Below are 18856 nucleotides of genomic sequence, written 5' to 3'. Positions count from 1 at the left end.
GGCCGGAGATTACATATTGTGATCACAATTTTCCAGACTCTTTTTCATCACCATTTGTATCGATAAAGCCCAGGCTTTCCAGCCGCGCCCGCACCGGGGCCAGCTCGCTTTCGTAACGTCGCCAGGCGCCGATACCTTCGGCATTGATAGGTTTGCGCACCTGATTGGCGCTGGCCGAGGTGACCGCACCCCTGGTTTCGTGTGGCGTCAGACAGGCCGCTTCGAAGGGCAGGCCGCAGGCGGTCAGTAACCGGCGAATCTGCCTTTCGGGATCACGAATAAGCGCCTCAAGCGAGACCTCGATCAGGCCATTGCCAAGGCAGGTACGCCAGTGATCCATCAGTTCGCGGTAGTTGCGGTAATGATCGGCGAGATCGTCCTGATCGAACGACCAGCCGGCGGCGAAGAACAGCTTGTATGCGCCGAACAGCGAATCCATCGGCGCGCGCCTGACGTGGATGATTGCCGCATTGGAAAAGGCCAGCCGGATCAGGCCGGTATAGTCGCTGTTGTGCGGCAGCTTGTCGGTGACGCAAGGTGCACCTTCGCTTAGCCAGGCGGTTTCGCTGGCATAAAGCGCGGCTATGGCCTGCGGATCGGTGCGGCCGGCGCTCTCGATGGTTTCCACATCCACCAGTGTTGGGGTAAGCGCGCCGGAAGCAGCCTTCACCGCTGCCGGAAAGCCGGGCAGTTCGCCCAGCGCCCTGACCTGGCTATGGGCGCCGAGGATGCGCTCGACCAGGGTGGTGCCGGAACGCGGCAGGCCGATAATGAAGAGGCGGCGTGGCCCTTTCCGCGTAATCTCTGGCAGGTGGGTGAAGCGCGCCGGCGGAAAGGCGGTTTTCCAGGCGACGACTTGGGCGCGCTCATCGGCTGCCGACCAGACCGGCCGCCTCGGTGTGGCGGGTTGGGCACGCGCCGCTGCCGCGCCATATTGCAGCCAGTGCCAGGCGGAGGGGGGATCGCCGATATCATCGTATTCCTTGAACAGCGCATAACCCTTGCAGGCTTTGTGCAACGGTGTCTGCACGGGCGCGGCCAGCAGGCTTTCGATGTGGTTGTGCGCCGGCGTCCAGCGCCTGAGCCGGGCCAGAGACAGACGCCCCGCCCAGTTGCCGGTGCCGGCGGCCTTGCCGTAGCTTGTCTCGGCGTCGTCGGTCAGGCCGAGATGATCTTCCGTTTCGCCCCGCGTTTTCCAGTAGGGACCGGTGTCCGGCGCCATGTCGGTGGCGCGTTTGAGCAGCGGCAGGGCCTCTGTCTGACACCGGGCTTCCGTCAGGGACAGGCCTAGCTGATGCCAGGTGGCGGCATCGCCATCGAGGCCGTGCTGTTCAAGCAGGGTGATGGTCTCACGCGCCGCCGCCACGGCTTCGGGCTGGCGGCCCAGCGGGCCCAGTATGCGGCTGTGCTGCGTCAGAAAGGGAATGCGTGAGGTGCCGGAAAGTCCGGACAGCAATCGAACCAGCACGCGGTCGGCTTCGGCAAGATCCTGACGGTTTATGGCCGCCTGTAATTGTGCCGAGGCTATTCGGAGGTCTGTCTCCAAATCAGTGGCTCTTGACCATCTGGGCGGTGTCCGGGCAACCGGTCTGGGCGCAGATGCCCTGGTCCGACCAGGCGATCAGCCGCACCACCATGTCGCCCGGCTCGGTACGCGGATCGGTGGCTAGGGAAAGCACATGGCCATCCGAAGGCGCGGTGATGGTGGCGATGGTCTCGCCGAAGGGATTGCTGACGGTGGCCACCACGTCACCCTTCTTCACATCGTCCTTCAGCTTCACCTTCACCGTGGTCCAGCCACCGCGCGGACTGTCGATATCGGTGACAACATTGCCGACAAACGGGGCGGGATCGCTGAGGTCCGGCTTGCCCGCCAGCATCCCCTTGCCGATCAGCACATTGCGGATGCCGCGCGTGGCGCGCGTAATCATGGCGTCATCGAATTTTTCCGGCGCGCCCAGTTCATAGGTGACGGCGGGGATGCCGGCCGGATTGAGCATGTTCTCGACCGTACCCTCGACGCCGGCATCCATGCCGATAACATCGGGCCGCAACAGGTCAGCGATCTGGCGCGCCGCGCTGGTCTGGGCGAAGACATAGCCGGGATAAGCGCCGCCGCGCGACTGTGTGTGCAGGTCGATGGCGAAGTCGGCATTGCCGATGAAGATCTGGTGCCATAGTCGCCCGGCATAGCGCGAGGCCGGGCCGCCGCTTTCGGCATTGCCCGGCATGACACGGTTGAGATTGTCGCCATTGGTGCCGATCTCGTCAGCCGTAAAGCCGCGCGTCGAATGCAACAGGCCGGGCGTATTGAGGCCGGGCACCGCCACCAGCGTGCCGGACAGCGTTTTCGGATCGAGATCCTGCACCAGATGCTGCAGGACGGAGATACCGTTCAGTTCGTCGCCGTGAATCCCCGCAGTGATCAGCAGCCTGGGGCCCGGCTTGGCACCCTTGACCACGATGACCGGCACGAACCAGCCCTGGCCGATGGAAGTATCCGTTACGCGGAAATAGAGCTTGGTCAACTGGCCCGAAGGCAGGTCGGCCACGTCCAGCTTGTCGATCACGGCCGCGCCATCGACCTTGTCGCCGGTATAGACGGTCTGGGCCGCAACTGGCGAAGACACAAGGAGCAGGGTAGCGGCGAGGGCGCTGAGCGTTTTCATACGATGGGTCTCCAAAACAGCTTTGATGGCAGTCTTAGATGTTTTGCGACGCGCCGCAAGGGACCGATTTAGTGTTTGGACTCAAAGGCCTTGACGATTTGGTATTGCGCCAGACGGATATCCAGTTCGGCGGAACGATCGACACTGCCGTCATCGTGCAGGCGCATGTCGGTCAGCTTGCGCTGGGCATCGCTGTCATAGGCGGCCAGCAGTTGCAGCAGTTCCGGCTTGCTCAGTACCTGCGCCTGGATGAGGGCGTTCATGCGGATGATCTTGTCTTCCAGCTCGGTCTGAGCCACGGCGGCGATGGCGGCGAGGCGATACTTGTCCGAATCGGACAGCTTGGAGAAATCGATATGCTTGGCGACCTCGGCAATGATCAGCTTCATGTGCTGGGTGGCGATGAACTGATGCACGATCTCTTCGGTGCCATCGATGTGGTAGAGCGCGCGCACCAGGCCAATGCGTTCCTCGACCGCCGGATCAATGACCGGCGCGGCGGCGTAGGTGGCGGCGGATTCCGCCGTAGTGCCGGGGCTCTTGAAAGCGGCCGTGATCGCCGTGGCGGCATCGTGATCGAAACCGGCCGAGGCTGGCAGGACCGGGGCGACGCCCTGGCCGGAGGCGAGACCGAAGGTCAGGCTGCCGGGGGTGGTTTCCGGCGCATCGAGAATGGCCAGCATGCCCTTGCGCTTCTTTTTCACCGCCACATCGTCTGTCGACGTATCGCCGGCGGCCTGGGGCGTATCGGAAGCCGCGACCGGCGCCGCGGTGGTCTGGGCCAGCTGTTCGGGCGTCAGGCTGTTCATGGCCTGCATGACGGCGCGGTTGATCTGGCTTTGGGTATCGCTCGGCGTGCGCACCTCGGTGGGCGCCTGATTGAGATAGGCCTGAAGCTGAGTCGATTGATTGAAGGTCAGGGCGGTCTGCGCCTGGACCGGCATGACAGGCAGCATGATCAGCGCGCAAACGCCCGCTGGCAACAGTTTATAAAACACAGACCCCAAACCCGCCCCCGATAAAATCTGACTCTGTTGTTTAAATTACGATGCCTGAGAGGCTGTGAAGGTCTTGATGATCTGGATCACCGCATCGACCATGTAGGACTGGACCTCCGTTGCCGATTGGTCCTGCTGCATGAACTTGGCCGAATTGTACTTGGCGGCGGCGATCGACGAATTGGCGGTGATCAGCTGTTGGATTTCATCGGTGCTGAACAGCGGCGCCTGGGCCTCGGCAATGTTTTCAATCAGATTGTCCTCCGTTTCCAGCAGGATCTTGTCGGCGATCTGGTTGTAACGCGCATCCTGTTCCGGCGTCAGCGTGGCTACACCGGCCCGGTCGATGACGATCAGGCGCGTGGCGGTCTTGGTATTGGCTATGACCTGTCGGACATTGCGCGACACGCCGTTCAGTTCCATCAGCTGCTTGTACAGCTCGATCTTTTCGGCGGCATGGGCGGTTTCGGCGGCGTCATTAAGCTGGGCGACGGCACTGACGGCCACGTCGCCAGCGGCAATGGCATATTGGCTGGACGGCGAGGCAGAGACGATTTCCTGCGCGGCGCACGGCAGGGCCGCGACGCTCAATATGCCTGTAATCGCCAGAACCCTAAATCCGAACACGGCACCCCTCCGCCTCATCTTCGCATTAACCATGGAAGACTAGCGCTATCCACAGGGCGTGGCAATGGCATAATCCCTGGCAGGGGAATGCCCGGCGACGATCCGCCGCCGGGTGTGGCTTCTGTGTCTTAAACCAGCGCGCCGTGGCAGTGCTTGAACTTGTTACCCGAACCACAGGGGCACAAGCCGTTGCGCGAGGTATTTTCCCAGCCGGTAGGCAGGGCCGAAACCGGCAAGGCGGCGCGCTGTTCCGGCGTCAGGTCGTCGGTCAGCTTGGCGGCGCGTTCGTTATGACCGGTCAGCGGATCGAGGTGGACCTCCTCGAAGACGCGGCGTTGCTGCGGCAGGGAGGGCGCGGTAGGCGCGGTTTCCTCGGCCGGGGCCTCGAAGCGGATTTCCATGGTCATCAGCCAGCGCGTAACCGAGTGGCGCAGATTGACCAGCAAGGTTTCGAACAGGGTGAAGGCCTCGGTCTTGTATTCGTTCAGCGGATCGCGCTGGCCGTAGCCGCGCAGGCCGATGACGGCGCGCAGGTGATCGAGGTGCATCAGGTGCTCGCGCCAGTGCATGTCGATCATCTGCAGCAGGAACTGCTTTTCCAGCGCCTTCATCTGGTCGTCGCCGAGCAGGCGCAGGCGCTCATCCATCTTCTCTTCCGCGAGCTTCTGGATGCGTTCCTCGAATTCCTCGTTGGCGATGCCTTCTTCCTGCGCCCAGTCTTCCAGCGGCAGGTCGAGCCCGGTCAGGTTGAGGATGGCCTCCTTCAGCTCCGGAATTTCCCACTTTTCGGCATAGGCCTTGGGGGGCATATGGCGTTCGACCAGATCGTGGATCGTGTCGCTGCGGAATTCGGCGATCAGTTCCGACAGGTCGTTGGAGTCCATGAACTCCTGGCGCTGCTCGAAGACGGCCTTGCGCTGGTCATTGACCACGTCGTCATACTTCAGCAGGTTCTTGCGGATTTCGTAGTTGCGCTGTTCCACACGCTTCTGCGCCGTGGCGATGGCGCCGTTCAGCAGCTTGTGCGTGATGGCCTCGCCTTCCTCGACGCCGAGCGATTTCATCATCGCGTTCAGGCGGTCGCCGGCGAAGATACGCATCAGGTCGTCTTCGCAGGACAGGAAGAATTTCGAGCGGCCGGGATCGCCCTGACGGCCGGTACGGCCGCGCAGCTGGTTGTCGATACGGCGGCTTTCGTGGCGCTCGGTGCCGAGCACGAACAGGCCGCCGGCGGCCAGGGCCTGCTGCTTCAGGTTGGCGATGTCGGCCTCGACCTCGGCCTTCTTGGCCACGATCTGCTCCGGCGTCACGGCAGTGCCGGCCGCGTCCTGATCGGCCAGCCACTTTTGTACGCGCAGGTCGACATTGCCGCCGAGCTGGATATCGGTGCCGCGGCCGGCCATGTTGGTGGCGATGGTGACCGAGCCCGGCACGCCGGCATCGGCGATGATGTCGCCTTCCTGCTCGTGGAAGCGCGCGTTCAGCACGCTGTGCGGAATGCCCTTGCCGGACTTCCAGACGATGTCATAGGCCTCTTCGCCGGCCTTCAGGATATCCTTCTTGTCGGCGTTGACGAACTCGGGCTTCAGGGTACGCGACTGCTCGACCTTGTAGCTGTAGCCATTGAGGAACTTCGACAGGTCGTCGGACTTCTCGATCGAGGCGGTGCCCACCAGGATCGGCTGGCCCTTGACGTAGCAGTAGGCGACCTGACCGGCGATGGCGGTGAATTTCTCGGCCTCGGTGCGGTAGACCTCATCGTCGTCGTCGACGCGCATGATCGGGCGGTTGGTCGGGATTTCGAGCACGTCCATCTTGTAGATGTCGCCGAATTCCTGCGCTTCGGTGGCGGCCGTACCGGTCATGCCCGACAGCTTGCCGTACATGCGGAAATAGTTCTGGATCGTCACCGAGGCCAGGGTCTGGTTTTCCGGCTGGATATCGACATGTTCCTTGGCTTCGATCGCCTGGTGCAGGCCTTCCGACAAACGGCGGCCGGTCATCATGCGGCCGGTGAACTCGTCGATCAGGACCACTTCGCCATCCTTGACGATATAGTCCTTGTTGAGCGTGTAGAGCGTATTGGCACGCAGGGCCTGGTTGGCGTGGTGGACCAGGGAGATATTGATCGGATCGTAGAGACCGGCTGAATCCTCGGCCAGGTGACCGCCGGCTTCCAGCATTTCTTCGAGACGTTCAGAGCCCAGTTCGGAGAGCAGGACCTGACGCTGCTTCTCGTCCAGTTCGAAGGTGTCCGGGTCCTTGATCAGTTCCAGGATGGTGGTGTTGAGAATCTTGTAGAGTTCCGAGCGGTCTTCGGTCGGGCCGGAGATGATCAGCGGCGTGCGGGCTTCGTCGATCAGGATCGAGTCGACTTCGTCGACGATTGCGAAATTGTGGCCGCGCTGGACCATTTCCTGAGTCGAATAGGCCAGGTTATCGCGCAGATAATCGAAGCCGAACTCGTTATTGGTGCCGTAGGTGACGTCGGAACCATAGGCCTGCTTACGCTGGCCCTGGGAAAGCCCTTGCACGATGACGCCGGTGGTCAGGCCGAGAAAACGATAGACGCGGCCCATGAAGTCGGCATCGCGCTTGGCCAGGTAGTCGTTGACCGTAATCAGGTGGACGCCCTTGCCTTCGAGGGCATTGAGATAGACCGGCGCGGTAGCGACCAGGGTCTTGCCTTCACCGGTACGCATTTCGGCGATGCCGCCCTTGTGCAGGATCATGCCGCCGACGAGCTGAACATCGTAATGACGCTGACCGATCGAGCGCCAGGCGGCTTCGCGCACCACGGCGAAGGCTTCGTCCATCAGCGAATCGAGCGAGGCGCCCTTGGCAATGCGGTCCTTGAAAATCTGGGTCTGGCCGCGCAGTTCCTCGTCGCTCATCGCCTTGTATTTAGGCTCCAGGGCGGTGATCTTTTGCGCGCGGGCCATGAAGCCGCGGACCTTGCGATCATTTGAGGAGCCGAAAAGCATTTTGGCGATGGCCAGCATGAGGAACCTTAACTATGAATGTCGTGACACTCTATGATGGCCTATTTCAGCCAAATTAGCCTGTCAGATGTAGAGGATTGTGAGAACGACGCGAAAACTTCTTATTTATCTGTAGTGTTCGTAACGCGATTGAAACGACTTACAGGTCAAATAGGTCCGGATTTGCGCTTTTCAAGCACGGGCACTGACTTAAGCGGCGGATGGGTGTATGTCAATCTTCGCTTGGGAAAGGCACTTATCTCTTGAGGGCCGCTTTGGGGAAATTCATGGGTAGATTGTCAGCTCTGCGTCTCGTTTGCCTGCCGGCGGTGCTGGCCCTGACCTTGAGCGTGGCCGCGTGCAACAAGGCACCGGTCAGCAGCGAGGCCGCGCCGGAGCCGGGCGATGTCGCCGTGGCGCGCATCGATGGTGAAACCATCTGGACCTCTGATGTCCGCGCCGAGGCCGTGGCGCAAGGCCAGATCGGGCCGGGCGAGCCGCTCGATGTGACCTCCGATCTGTTTTCGCGTACGCTGGAAGAGGTGATCGACCAGCGCCTGCTGGCCAAGGCCGCCAGCGCCAAGGGGCTGGAAAAATCAACCACCGCCCAGCGCCGCCTGCGCGCAGCGCATGACCGCATCCTGGGCGACATGCTGGTGGAAAATACCATCGATCGCGATATCGATGAAAAGGCGGTCAAGGACCACTACGACGAGCAGCTGAAGCTGTCGAAGCAGTCGGAAGAGATTCGCGCTCGCATGATCCTGCTGAAGACGCAGGCCGATGCCCAGGCCGCGCTGAAGCAGATCCAGGGCGGGGCGCTCTTCGAAGCTATGGCCATGGAAAAATCGATCGACCAGGGTACGCGTTTCAATGGCGGCGATATGGGCTATTTCACCACGGATATCATGCCGCAAGCCTACAAGCCCGCGCTGATGACCGCCAAGGCCGGCGATACCGTCGGGCCGGTGCAGGTCGATGGCGGCTGGGCCCTTTTCCGCGTCGAGGACCGCCGGCCGGAACAACTGCCGACCCTGGATGAGGAGCGCCCGATCATCATGCGCTACCTGATCTATAACCAGGTCGCCGGCATGCTGAACAGCCTGCGCAAGAAGGCCAATGTCGAACTGCTGGTCAAGCCGACAGCCGGTTCGGCGGAACAAGAACCCGCGGCGGCGCCGGATGAGACAAGTGACGCCTCGGCTTCGGATGAGGCCGGATCTGTTGCCAGCACCTCGACCAGCACTTCGAGTGCTGCCCCGGCAAAGAAGACCGGCAAGAAGAGTTGAACAAGAAGAGCTGAATTAAAAAAAAGCGCGTCCGGCAAATGCCGCGACGCGCTTTTCTTGGCTCGTTTAATCTGAGTGATCAGTCAACGACCGGCAGGCGGTGGGCCTTGCCCCAGCTGACGATCAGATGGACGAGAAAGCTTGCGACGTACTTCATAATTCTACGGTTCCTGCGGGCCTGATAACAAACGGCGGCTCGCCAAATATTGTTGACAGCGCTGTCATATCATATTTCGCATCTGCGAAAAAGCCCTCCGGCTGTCACATCTGGAAAAATCTTCGGTAATAATGCGTGTGACCCGGCCCGCACCGTCTGTGATCCTTTTTACCTATGGTATCCTTGTTGGGTCTCTGTTAAGGGGCAAGACCGCAATACCGCCCGGATAAGGACCCGTGCCCATGACCAAGACGCCGCCCAAAACGCCCTCCGCCAGCCGCATCACCCAGCGCGCCGCCGAAGGGCTGGAGCGCGCGCTTGATCCCATCACCAGCGCGGTGAAGCGCGCGGTGCAGACGGGCGCCGATGCCGTGGCCAACCTGACCCACACGACCGATGCCGAGGCGCCGAAGGCCGCCGCGAGTTCATCGGCTCCGGGTAAGCCCGGCCTGGCCGTATCCCCTCTGGCCGTGCCCCTGCCGGAGATGCCGCCGGTCGGCGGTGTGCAACTCTCAACCGCCCGCTCCGGCTTCTACAAGCATGACCGGAAAGATACGCTGCTGATGAAGTTCGCCGAGGGCACGACCTGCGCCGGCGTCTTCACCCGCCATACGGTCGGCTCGGCGCCGGTCGACTGGTGCAAGAAGCAGCTGGAAGCCAATGAGGGCAGTGATGTCCGCGCCCTGATCTGCAACGCCGGCTGCGCCAATGCCTTTACCGGCAAGCCGGGCGCCGATGCCGCGCGTCGCACGGCCTCGGCGCTCAGCCGCCGCATCGATTGCCGTCAGCGCGACATCATGCTGGCGAGCACGGGCGTGATCGGCGTGGTGCTCGACGATTCCAAGATTGCCGCCAAGCTGTTCGATCTGGACAAGGACCTGCGCGCCGATGCCTGGGCCGAGGCCGCCGGCACCATCATGACCACAGACACCTTCCCCAAGGGGGCGTCGGAAACGGCGGTGATCGAGGGCGTTACCGTGCGCATCAACGGCATCGCCAAGGGCTCCGGCATGATCGCGCCGGACATGGCCACCATGCTGGCCTTTATCGCTACCGACGCGACGCTTTCGCCCGGCGTGCTGCAAAGTCTGCTGGCCCTCTATACCCGCACCACTTTCAATTCGGTGACGGTCGATGGCGATACCTCGACCAATGACACCTGCCTGCTGTTCGCCACCGGTGTCGCCGGCGCGCCGAAGATCTCGCGCGCCGGCGACAAGCGTCTGGCCGATTTCAAGACCAAGCTGGAAAAGGTCATGCACGCGCTGGCCACGCAGCTGATCCGCGATGGCGAGGGCGCCACCAAGTTCGTCAAGGTCAATGTCACAGGGGCGTCAAGCCCGGCCTCGGCGCGCAAGATCGCCAAGTCGATCGCCGAAAGCCCGCTGGTCAAGACGGCGCTGGCCGGCGAAGACGCCAACTGGGGCCGGATCGTCATGGCCGTCGGCAAGACCGAGGAGCCGGTGGATCGTGATCGCATCGCCATCCGCTTCGGCGACCTGGTGGCGGCCGAACATGGCGCTGTGTCGCACACCTATGACGAGGCGGCCATGTCAGCCTATATGAAAAACGCCGAGCTGGAAATCAGCGTCGATGTCGGCGTTGGCCGGGCCCTGGCGCACGTCTATACCTGCGACCTGACGCATGGCTATATCAGCATCAATGGCGATTATCGAAGCTAAAGGCCTCCAGACGGGGCAGTAAATCCGGCTTCGAGAACATGGAAGGCAGGGTTGCCATCAGGTCCATACCTGTCGTGCCTGTAGCCGGTAATGGCTTCCGCGATATCGACCGGCTCATGCGAGGGGTAATGTCGCAAGGCGGTGTTATCCTTTTCCTCCTGGTTACGCCAGGCTTGGGTCAGGAAAGGTTTTGCGATATCCGGAATGGCGCCGTCCGAATGGAGTAAAGACTTGCCCGTCGTGGTCTCGCGTACGACATACCAGCTTGGTTGGCCGTTGATATAATCGTAAATGCCCCAGATATCGGTATGTTCCTCGATAATCATGCCGATGATCTCTCGCCCCGCCGACAAGGCCGCCAGCCGGTCAAAAGACGCCCAGCCGGGATCGTTTGAAAATATAATCGTCCAGCCTGAGGGCATGTTCGCAAACGAGAATGGCGCTTCATTATACGCATCCACTTTTTGCAGAATATGCAGGTTCAGCGTACGCAGGATAGCGGGCGCTTCCGTAGCGCGAAATCCAATCCACGATATTGAAAAGCCCATTTTTCCCCCTCTGCGTCTTTGCGGCGATTATAAATCCTACCCTATGTCTTCCTGGGCAAGTCTGTCGAGACTGTTCACAATTCGGAAAGCGGTGCCGATTTAAAACAACAATCAGTATCAAGTTCAGTTGCATAAGGATGCGCGTTTTGATCCAGATTGTAGTGCTTCTTTATGTCGGCGAGGGCGGGATTGCCGCCCTGCGGGCGCATGAAGCCGATATGGCGCCGATCATCTATCGCCATGGCGGACAGATCATATCCGCCTCGCATCCCTCCGCACCGCAACCGGGCGATCCGGATGAAATTCATATCCTGCAGTTCCCCGACATGCAGGCCTTTGACGATTTCCGCAACGATCCGGACAGCCTGTCGAAAATGGAGCAGCGCCGCCTGGCCATTCGCGACGCCCGACTCTATATCACCGACCAGTTCGTCACCTATATCGACTAGACGGCATTTGCTTCAGCTAGACTTTTAAGCCAAAAAGGATGCCCCTGCGTCCGGAAGCCTGTCATGAAAACCGTCCTTGTTGTTGCCGCTGCCCTTGTGGATTCCGATGGCCGGGTACTGATCGCCCAGCGCCCTGAAGGCAAGTCACTGGCCGGCCTGTGGGAATTCCCCGGCGGCAAGGTCGAGCCCGGTGAAACGCCGGAAGTAGCCCTGATCCGTGAGTTGGAAGAAGAACTGGGCATCGTCGTCAAGCAGGCCTGCCTGGCGCCGTTCGTCTTTGCCTCGCATACCTATGAGACCTTTCATCTCCTGATGCCGCTCTACCTGATCCGCCGCTGGGAAGGCGAACCGGAATCCAAGGAGCACAAGGCGCTGAAATGGGTGCGCCCCAATGATATGGGCCAGTATCCCATGCCGCCGGCCGACGATCCGCTGGTCGCCTGGCTGCGCGATTTTATCTGATCATTAATAGTTTTTGAAAACGCACTATTAGAGTGTTGGGTGTAGCCTGGTCATGTGGAGGGCCGGGCAATGACGCATGGACCAAGCTACGGAAGACAGTCTGACCGTCACGATGCCGCCTTTCTGCGGCAACGCATGGGCGCAACCTCGGGTCGCCTGAGCGCGCAAAGCGAAATCTCCGATCGCCTGAAACTGATGAGCACCTTTGTCCTGATCGGCTTGTGCCTGTATCTGGCTCTGACCCAGTTCAGTCCGTGGGATGTGCCGACCACCCTGCGCCATCTGGCAGCCGGTGGCGGCTGCGATATCGCCCGCTCGGTACACCTTTCTTCGGCGCATCGCGGCCAGCCGGGTTACTGGAGCTATCTCGATCCCCGCCACAAGGGCATTGCCTGCCCAATTCCGAACAGGGCCTGAGGCAGGGACTAAAGCTTGCCTTCCTTGACGCCCAGGGCATCCGCCAGGCGCACTTTTGCCGAACCGGGCCGAAGGGGCTTTTGCTGGCTGTCATGCGCCTTCCAGCCGGATAGGGTAATGATCTCGAAGGTGGCGGTGATGCGACCCTCGTCATCGGCATGACGCTCGAAATAGAGCGCGGAGGCCTTTTCCAGAATGGCGCGGTTCAGGCCCTTGCGTGGGCGCTGGTGCAGGATATTGCTTTCGCCCATGAGCCTCAGGTCGGCCATCAGCCGCAAGGGGTGCTCATAGCTGACCGTCACGCGGTCGCTGTCGACCACCGGCATGGAAAAGCCCGTGCGTTTCAGGAGGTCGATCAGGTCCGGACTTTCGGCGAAGGGCGCAATGCGCGGGCCATAGCCGCCGCGCACCTCTAGCTCGGCCTCCATCAGGCAGGCGCGCAGCTCGGTCAGGGTCTCGCCGCCGAACAGCGAGCCGATAAACAGACCGTCCGGCTTCAGGGCGCGGCGCACCTGCACCAATACGCCCGGCAGGTCATTGACCGTATGCAGGCCCAGAGCATTGACCACCAGGTTGAGGCTGTCATCGCCAAAGGGCAGGGTTTCCTCGTCCATCACCAGACGCGCCGTGCCGGATTGCTGCGCCGACAGCTTGTCCGACAGTTCGCCCTCGATCAGCAGGCCGATCTTGCCTTCTACCGGCGTGCCCCGGACAGCCCGGCCGAAGGCGCCATCACGCGCCGCCATATCGAGCGCCACATCGAACGGGCGATTGATGGCGGAGAGCGTCTCGATCAGGTCTTCCACCGCCCGTTCGCGCAGAAAATGCGCTTGCGAAAAGCCACCGGCCGCGCGATCAAGTCGGTGGGCGAGCAGCGAGCGGTCAAACAGGCTTGGTGGGCTTTTGGGGGGAAGAGACATGACGGGGCACTCAGTATGCGAATAGGCTCCCGTTTAGGCCAAATCCGTTCCGAGGTTAAGGCCTTTGTCGATGACCGCCTGACGCTTTCGCATCTGCGCGCCTCGATGGTCCACGCGCTGGATACAGTTTTTCCGCCGCACCGCTTTGACAGCCACGAGGATGCGCCGCCGGAAGCCCTGATGGGTGCCGGATTGGCTGCCACCGGCTGGTCGCGTATCCGCTTTCTCGATCACGATGGCTGCGATATGTGCGCCCGGCCCTTCGAAGGCGGTCTGTTTCTGGGCGCCGGCGCGCACTGCGATGAGTGTACGGACAAACCCTTTCCTTTTCGTCGTGCCCGTTCCGCTTGCATCTATGACGAGGCGGTCAGCGGCCTGATCCTCGGTTTCAAGAATGGCGACCGGCTCGATCTGGCGCCGATGCTGACGCGCTGGCTGGAACGTGCCGGGGCGGATGTGATCTGTGAGGCCGATATCGTCATGCCGGTGCCGCTGCATCCTTTGCGGCTGCTGCATCGCCGTTTCAACCAGGCGGCGGAACTGGCCCGGCCGGTGGCACGCCGCCAGGGCAAGGTCTATCTCGGCGATGTGTTGAAGCGCAAGCGCCAGACCCATCAGCGCGGCAAGGGCGCTCAGGCGCGCTGGGAAAATGTGCGCGGTGCTTTTTCGGTAAGCGCACGCGCTCAGAAACATATCCAGGGCAAACGCATCGTTCTGATCGATGATGTCTTCACAACGGGGGCCACTCTGCGCGCCTGTGCAGATACGCTTATAAAGGCAGGTGCGGCTTCGGTGGATGTCTGCGTGCTGGCGAGGGCCGTAAAGCACTAAAGACTTTAATTTCCGGCACGTTTTCCTATATTCGTGTAACAGATTCCCTTGTACCGAGTGCCCCATGTCAAAGATCGATATCTACACCAAGCCCTATTGCCCCTATTGCGAGCGCGCCAAGGCGTTGCTGGAACAGAAGGGCGCCGAATATAACGAGATCGTCGCTTCGCACGATCCCGCCCTGCGCGCCGAGATGAACGAGCGCTCGGGCCGCTATACCTATCCGCAGATCTTCATCAACGGCACCCATGTCGGCGGCTGCGATGACCTGATGGCGCTGGAGTCGCGTGGCGGTCTCGATCCGCTGCTGGCTGCCTGATTGATGGCTGACATCCTTAACCTCGCCCTGATCCAGACCAACACCCCGGCCAACCCGGCGGCGGCGCTTGAGCATGTCCGGCCCCTGATCCTTCAGGCGGCGACCGGCGGTGCGTCGTTTATCCTGCTGCCGGAATGCGCCAACCTGATGGAGGCGCGCAAGGAACGCAAGGCGCAGGTGGTCACGACCGAAGCCGAGGATGTCTTTATCAAGGGCATACGCGATCTGGCGCAGCAATTGCGCGTCGAAATCCTGATCGGCTCGGCCATCGTCAAATCCGAGATGGATGATCGCGCCGCGAACCGGAGTCTCCTGATCGATGCGCATGGCGAGGTCGTCGCCCGCTATGACAAGATCCACCTGTTCGACGCCGATACGCCGGATGGCCGCTCCTATCGCGAAAGCGCCACCATGCGGCCGGGCGAAGCGGCGGCCCTGGCCCAGACACCCTGGGGCGCTTTAGGCCTGACCATCTGCTACGATGTCCGGTTCCCGCACCTCTATCGCGCTCTGGCCAAGCAGGGCGCCGACATGATCGCCGTCTGCGCCGCCTTTACGGTGCCGACCGGCAAGGCGCACTGGGAGGTGCTGTTGCGCGCCCGCGCCATCGAGACCGGCTGTTTCGTGCTGGCGCCGGCGCAGGGCGGTCTGCACGAAGATGGCCGCACCACCTATGGCCATTCCATGGTGATCTCGCCCTGGGGCGAGGTCATCGCCCGTCTGGACCATGACCGCCCGGCGGTTCTGGAAGCCAGTATCGATTTCAGTGAAGTGACCCGTGCGCGGCAGGCCCTGCCTTGTCTGCAGCACGACAGAGAGTTCCGGGTATGATCCGCTACGCGTTGAGATGCATTGTTGAGCACGAGTTTGAGGCCTGGTTTTCGTCATCCGATGGCTTTGATGAGCAGGTGGCCAAGGGACTGGTCGAATGCCCGATGTGTGGCTCGAAGGCCGTGAGCAAGGCGATCATGGCGCCGATGGTGCGCACCACCAAGGGCAAGGACGCGCCGCAATCGCTCGCGGAAGCGCAGCAGGCGGTGGCCGAGGCCCTGCATCGCCTGCGACGCCATGTCGAGTCGACGCACGATTATGTCGGGAAAGAATTCGCCAGCGAGGCCCGCGATATGCACGAAGGTCTCACGCCTGAGCGACCGATCTACGGCGAGGCCACGCCGGAAGAGGTGAAGGGGCTGGTTGAGGACGGTGTGCCCGTCGCGGCCGTACCGGTCTTTTCACCGGCCACGGAAGGCGAGGCGAAGGTTCCTCTGCCGCCGCCCACGGCGCCACTGATCGATAAGAAGCTGAACTAAAAAAGCCTCCGATTTTCATCGGAGGCTTTTTCTTAGGCTTCTTCGGACGCGCTGGCGTCCTCTTTCTTTTTGCGGGTGCGCTTGGGCTTGGCCTCGGCTTCCGGCGCGGCGGCGGTGGCCGGTTCGGCGGCTACAGGCGTTGGGCGGTGCATGAAGGCCGGCAGTTGCGCGGCATCATCCGAGGCGTCAGCCCGCGGCTTGCGCGGCGGGCGCTCGCGCTTCACCGGGGCCTCAGCGGCCGGCGCTTCAAACCCCAGGTCAGGTTGCGGTGCGCGGGGCGCGGCGCCAAGCGGCTGGGTCGAGGCGATAAAGGCCGGTGACGTATAGGCCGGCTCGGCGACCGGCAGCGGTGTGGAAGCGTTCATATTGGCTTCCTGCTCGGCAAAACGCTGCTGGCGGCGGCGCTCATAGCGCTCGCGGCGGGTTTCGCGGCGATTGCCGTTCTCGTCGAACTGCGGCTCGTTACGGTCTCCGCCAAAATCGCGGCCCTGATTGTCACGGGGCTGATTGTTGTTGCGGGGCTCGAACGACCGCTGGTCATTGTTGCGCTCGCCGTTGTTGCGATCCTTGAAGTTGCGCTCGCCGCTCATGCGGTCGCGGTCACGATTGTTGCGGTTGTCACGGTCGCGGTTGTTGCGGTTGTCGCGATCGTTATTGCGCTCGCGGGCCTCATAACGCGGCTCGTCCGAAGCCTGCTCGTCGCCGGAAGCCTCAGCCTCGGTTTCGCTGGCCTCGACCTCGACCTCTTCGTAATCATCGTCGAAGCCGCTGGAGAAGGGATCGCGCTGTACGAATTCCGACACCGGTCGCGTCGGCTGCATCTGGCGGATCATGCGGAAATAATGTTCGGCGTGCTGCAGGTGGTTTTCAGCCAGCACGCGGTCGCCGGCCGAATTGGCGTCGCGGGCGAGCTGCTGGTACTTTTCGTAGATGGTCTGGGCGTTGCCGCGCACCTTGGTGCCCTCGGGTCCGTTAGACTCGTAGGCGCGGTTGGGATTGTTGGAATTGCCGGCGGGTTTGCGGTTACGGCTGCGTTGCCGTTTCATGCCCCTGAAGTCTTTCATCGGTAATTTCGTCTCTCTTACGCTCCGCCCGCGTTCATGTCCGGGCGGCGAAATGTGCATAAATTTCAGGTCGGACCGTTGGCTAATCGTCGTGTGTAGCGGTCCTGAACCTTGCAATTGTCCTGGCTTTAAGGGGCGCGGGGGGCCGTGTTCTGACCCAAGAAAGCCTCGCGCTCTCACAGTCCTCTGCCGCGTTGATACCGTCTGTATAAGGCCGGGCCTGTTCGCGATGTGAGGAAGACGGTTATGTCTAGCCTTTCCGAAGCTGTCTGCCAAGCGGAATTTTGTGTCACGCCTGATGCGGCTTTTGTCCGGTAACGACGCGTGGCAGGTTGGAGAGGTCGAGATAGGTGCTTACGTCATCGAAACCTGCTGATCTCATTAGGTTTTCCACATCCATCGCTTGGTCAAAACCGATTTCGAGATAGGCCATGCCGCCCGGCTTGAGCAGGCGGAAAATCTCCGGCGCCAGCTCGATATAGGCCTCCAGGCCCGACTGGCCGCCATCCAGGGCGAGAATCGGATCGTGGTCCTTGACCTCCGGCTCCAGGGTCGGAATCACATCCGAGCGGATATAGGGCGGGTTGGAAGCCACGATATCGAACGTGCCGTCATGCAGGCCGGCGCCCCACGAGGTGCGCAGGAAGGCGGTCTGGCCGCTCAGGCCCAGATTGGCGGCATTGTCGCGCGCTACGGCCAGGGCATCCTCGCTGATATCGGTGCCGAGACCTTTTGCCGCAGGGCGTTCAGACAGCACCGACAGCAGGATGGCGCCGGACCCGGTGCCGAGATCGGCCAGTTGGAAGGCGTCGCCCGGCTGGCTGCGCTTGAGGATCATATCGACGATCACCTCGGTTTCCGGCCGCGGGATCAGCACGTGTTCGGAAAGGTTGAGCAGCAGTTTCCAGAAGCCCTTGCGCCCCAGAATCCGCGCCACCGGCTCGCGCTTTTCGCGGCGGGCCAGGAATTCCTCCAGCGTGTTGATCTCGTTCTCGGTCAGCTCGCGGTAGGGATCGGTCAGGATGTCGGCCCGCGTGGCGCCGGTGGCGGCTTCCAGCAGCAGGCGGGCATCGATGGCGGGCGAGTCGATGAAGGCGCCCTTGAGGCGTTGTTGCGCGCCGGTCCAGGCTTTGACCAAGGTCAAGGTATTTGGGGTAGGGGACATGAATTCAGGCTTTTTAGAAGAAGCTAACCCCGAAAAACACGAAAAGCACGAACAGGTGCGTAGCGCGCCGACCGCCTTGTGGGGCACGTTTTTCGAAACGGTAGGCGCTTCGCGCAGCATTGCCGCGGCAAAAGTTCGTGCTTTTCGTGTTTTTCGTGGTCAGAAATTAAAACGCGGCCGTAACCGGATATTTCGCGACCACCATGTAGTTCACATCGGTGTCGTCCGACAAGGCCCATTGGTCTGAAATCGGATTATAGCTGACCCCGACCGGCCGCTCCGGCAGCAGGGGCGTGCCGTCCAGGAAGGTCATGATCTCCTCCGGCATCAGGAATTTCTGCCAGTCGTGCGTGCCCTTCGGCACCCATTGCAGCACATATTCCGCACCAACGATCGCCAGGGCATGGGCCTTGAGAGTGCGGTTCAGAGTCGCCACGAACAGGATGCCGCCCGGCTTGACCAGCGATGCGCAGGTTTTCAGGAAGGCTTCCGGATCGCTGACGTGCTCGATGACCTCCATGGTCAGGACGACGTCGTATAAAACCTCGCCCGATTCCGCCAGTTGTTCGACCGTCTGGTTGAGATAGCGGATGTCGAGCCCGCCCTGCGTGGCATGGGCGCTGGCGGTGCCGATATTCTTTTCAGAGGCATCGAGGCCGGTGACGGTAAAGCCCATCCGGCGCATCGGCTCGCTGAGCAGCCCGCCGCCGCAGCCGACATCGAGCAGGCGCAGGCCCTCGAAGGGCGCGCGCTGGCGATAGTCGAGGGAGAAGTGCTCCAGACAGGTTTCGCGGATGAATTTGACGCGCGTCGGGTTAAATTTGTGCAGCGGTGCGAATTCACCCTTCACATCCCACCACTTGGCGGCCAAGGCCGAAAAGCGCGAAACCTCCCCCTCGTCGATGCTGAAACCGGCGGCAGAACCTGAATCCAAACTGTTTAGTGTTTCGGTCATTTTGGATGCCTAT

At 61.7% G+C, this 18856-nt stretch carries 19 protein-coding genes; 9 read left to right on the top strand and 10 right to left on the bottom strand.

Translation table 11 applies throughout. The features are described from left to right. Positions 1–22 precede the first annotated feature (22 nt). The 5 genes from QM647_RS14895 to secA all read right to left on the bottom strand — a co-directional run bounded on the left by QM647_RS14895 (position 23) and on the right by secA (position 7296). Positions 23–1546 carry a sulfotransferase gene (locus QM647_RS14895; protein ID WP_414996329.1) on the bottom strand — a complete coding sequence of 508 codons (1524 nt, stop codon included), beginning with the start codon at positions 1544–1546 and terminating at the stop codon, positions 23–25. 1 nt (position 1547) lies between these two features. Further along, positions 1548–2669 carry a succinylglutamate desuccinylase/aspartoacylase family protein gene (locus QM647_RS14890; protein WP_414996328.1) on the bottom strand — a complete coding sequence of 374 codons (1122 nt, stop codon included), beginning with the start codon at positions 2667–2669 and terminating at the stop codon, positions 1548–1550. A gap of 68 nt (positions 2670–2737) precedes the next feature. Next, a complete protein-coding gene (locus QM647_RS14885) occupies positions 2738–3625 on the bottom strand; it encodes a hypothetical protein (protein ID WP_414996327.1) in 888 nt (295 codons plus the stop codon). 87 nt (positions 3626–3712) lie between these two features. Next, on the bottom strand, positions 3713–4294 hold the full coding sequence (locus QM647_RS14880) for a hypothetical protein (RefSeq protein ID WP_414996326.1): 582 nt from the start codon (positions 4292–4294) through the stop codon (positions 3713–3715). 128 nt (positions 4295–4422) lie between these two features. Then, positions 4423–7296 carry a preprotein translocase subunit SecA gene (secA, locus tag QM647_RS14875; protein ID WP_414996325.1) on the bottom strand — a complete coding sequence of 958 codons (2874 nt, stop codon included), beginning with the start codon at positions 7294–7296 and terminating at the stop codon, positions 4423–4425. A 266-nt stretch (positions 7297–7562) separates the two neighbouring features. Between secA and QM647_RS14870 the strand changes: the two genes are divergently transcribed. Then, positions 7563–8564, top strand: a complete 1002-nt coding sequence (locus tag QM647_RS14870) for a peptidylprolyl isomerase (RefSeq protein WP_414996324.1) — start codon at positions 7563–7565, stop codon at positions 8562–8564. A 399-nt stretch (positions 8565–8963) separates the two neighbouring features. After that, positions 8964–10403 carry a bifunctional glutamate N-acetyltransferase/amino-acid acetyltransferase ArgJ gene (argJ, locus tag QM647_RS14865; RefSeq protein ID WP_414996323.1) on the top strand — a complete coding sequence of 480 codons (1440 nt, stop codon included), beginning with the start codon at positions 8964–8966 and terminating at the stop codon, positions 10401–10403. Here argJ and QM647_RS14860 read toward each other — a convergent pair. Next, complete coding sequence (locus QM647_RS14860; RefSeq protein WP_414996322.1) at positions 10400–10951, bottom strand: hypothetical protein; 552 nt, start codon at positions 10949–10951, stop codon at positions 10400–10402. The two genes, argJ and QM647_RS14860, sit on opposite strands and share 4 nt — an antisense overlap. 146 nt (positions 10952–11097) lie before the next feature. On the opposite strand from QM647_RS14860, the gene QM647_RS14855 reads away from it, so the two are divergent. The 3 genes from QM647_RS14855 to QM647_RS14845 all read left to right on the top strand — a co-directional run bounded on the left by QM647_RS14855 (position 11098) and on the right by QM647_RS14845 (position 12279). After that, complete coding sequence (locus tag QM647_RS14855; protein ID WP_414996321.1) at positions 11098–11400, top strand: DUF1330 domain-containing protein; 303 nt, start codon at positions 11098–11100, stop codon at positions 11398–11400. Between the two features lie 63 nt (positions 11401–11463). Beyond that, positions 11464–11862 carry an 8-oxo-dGTP diphosphatase MutT gene (mutT, locus tag QM647_RS14850; protein ID WP_414996320.1) on the top strand — a complete coding sequence of 133 codons (399 nt, stop codon included), beginning with the start codon at positions 11464–11466 and terminating at the stop codon, positions 11860–11862. 69 nt (positions 11863–11931) lie between these two features. Continuing rightward, positions 11932–12279: an excalibur calcium-binding domain-containing protein gene (locus QM647_RS14845; protein ID WP_414996319.1), complete on the top strand. Its 348-nt coding sequence runs from the start codon at positions 11932–11934 to the stop codon at positions 12277–12279. An 8-nt stretch (positions 12280–12287) separates the two neighbouring features. Here QM647_RS14845 and QM647_RS14840 read toward each other — a convergent pair whose 3' ends face one another. Then, complete coding sequence (locus tag QM647_RS14840; protein WP_414996318.1) at positions 12288–13199, bottom strand: methyltransferase domain-containing protein; 912 nt, start codon at positions 13197–13199, stop codon at positions 12288–12290. 15 nt (positions 13200–13214) lie between these two features. Between QM647_RS14840 and QM647_RS14835 the strand changes: the two genes are divergently transcribed. The 4 genes from QM647_RS14835 (at position 13215) to QM647_RS14820 (ending at position 15659) form a co-directional block, all read left to right on the top strand. Further along, on the top strand, positions 13215–14030 hold the full coding sequence (locus tag QM647_RS14835; protein WP_414996317.1) for a ComF family protein: 816 nt from the start codon (positions 13215–13217) through the stop codon (positions 14028–14030). 64 nt (positions 14031–14094) lie between these two features. Beyond that, entirely contained in the window at positions 14095–14349 is a 255-nt protein-coding gene (gene grxC / locus QM647_RS14830; protein ID WP_414996316.1) for a glutaredoxin 3, read from the top strand. A 3-nt stretch (positions 14350–14352) separates the two neighbouring features. After that, entirely contained in the window at positions 14353–15180 is an 828-nt protein-coding gene (locus QM647_RS14825) for a carbon-nitrogen hydrolase family protein (protein WP_414996315.1), read from the top strand. Then, a complete protein-coding gene (locus QM647_RS14820; RefSeq protein ID WP_414996314.1) occupies positions 15177–15659 on the top strand; it encodes a DUF1178 family protein in 483 nt (160 codons plus the stop codon). Before QM647_RS14825 ends, QM647_RS14820 begins: the two co-directional genes overlap by 4 nt. A gap of 32 nt (positions 15660–15691) precedes the next feature. On the opposite strand, the gene QM647_RS14815 is transcribed toward QM647_RS14820, so the two are convergent. The 3 genes from QM647_RS14815 to ubiG form a co-directional block, all read right to left on the bottom strand. Beyond that, positions 15692–16705: a DUF4167 domain-containing protein gene (locus tag QM647_RS14815; protein WP_414996313.1), complete on the bottom strand. Its 1014-nt coding sequence runs from the start codon at positions 16703–16705 to the stop codon at positions 15692–15694. Between the two features lie 307 nt (positions 16706–17012). Next, positions 17013–17888 (bottom strand): peptide chain release factor N(5)-glutamine methyltransferase, encoded by an 876-nt coding sequence (gene prmC / locus QM647_RS14810; protein ID WP_414996312.1) that lies wholly within the window; start codon positions 17886–17888, stop codon positions 17013–17015. Positions 17889–18054: 166 nt separating this feature from the next. Continuing rightward, the gene (ubiG, locus tag QM647_RS14805; RefSeq protein WP_414996311.1) at positions 18055–18843 is read right to left on the bottom strand and encodes a bifunctional 2-polyprenyl-6-hydroxyphenol methylase/3-demethylubiquinol 3-O-methyltransferase UbiG; all 789 of its coding nucleotides are present in this window, start codon (positions 18841–18843) and stop codon (positions 18055–18057) included. Positions 18844–18856: the final 13 nt, after the last annotated feature.

Source organism: Asticcacaulis sp. (genome assembly GCF_047605585.1).
Taxonomy (GTDB): Bacteria; Pseudomonadota; Alphaproteobacteria; order Caulobacterales; family Caulobacteraceae; genus Asticcacaulis.
This window is presented reverse-complemented; position numbering and strand designations above follow the sequence as displayed.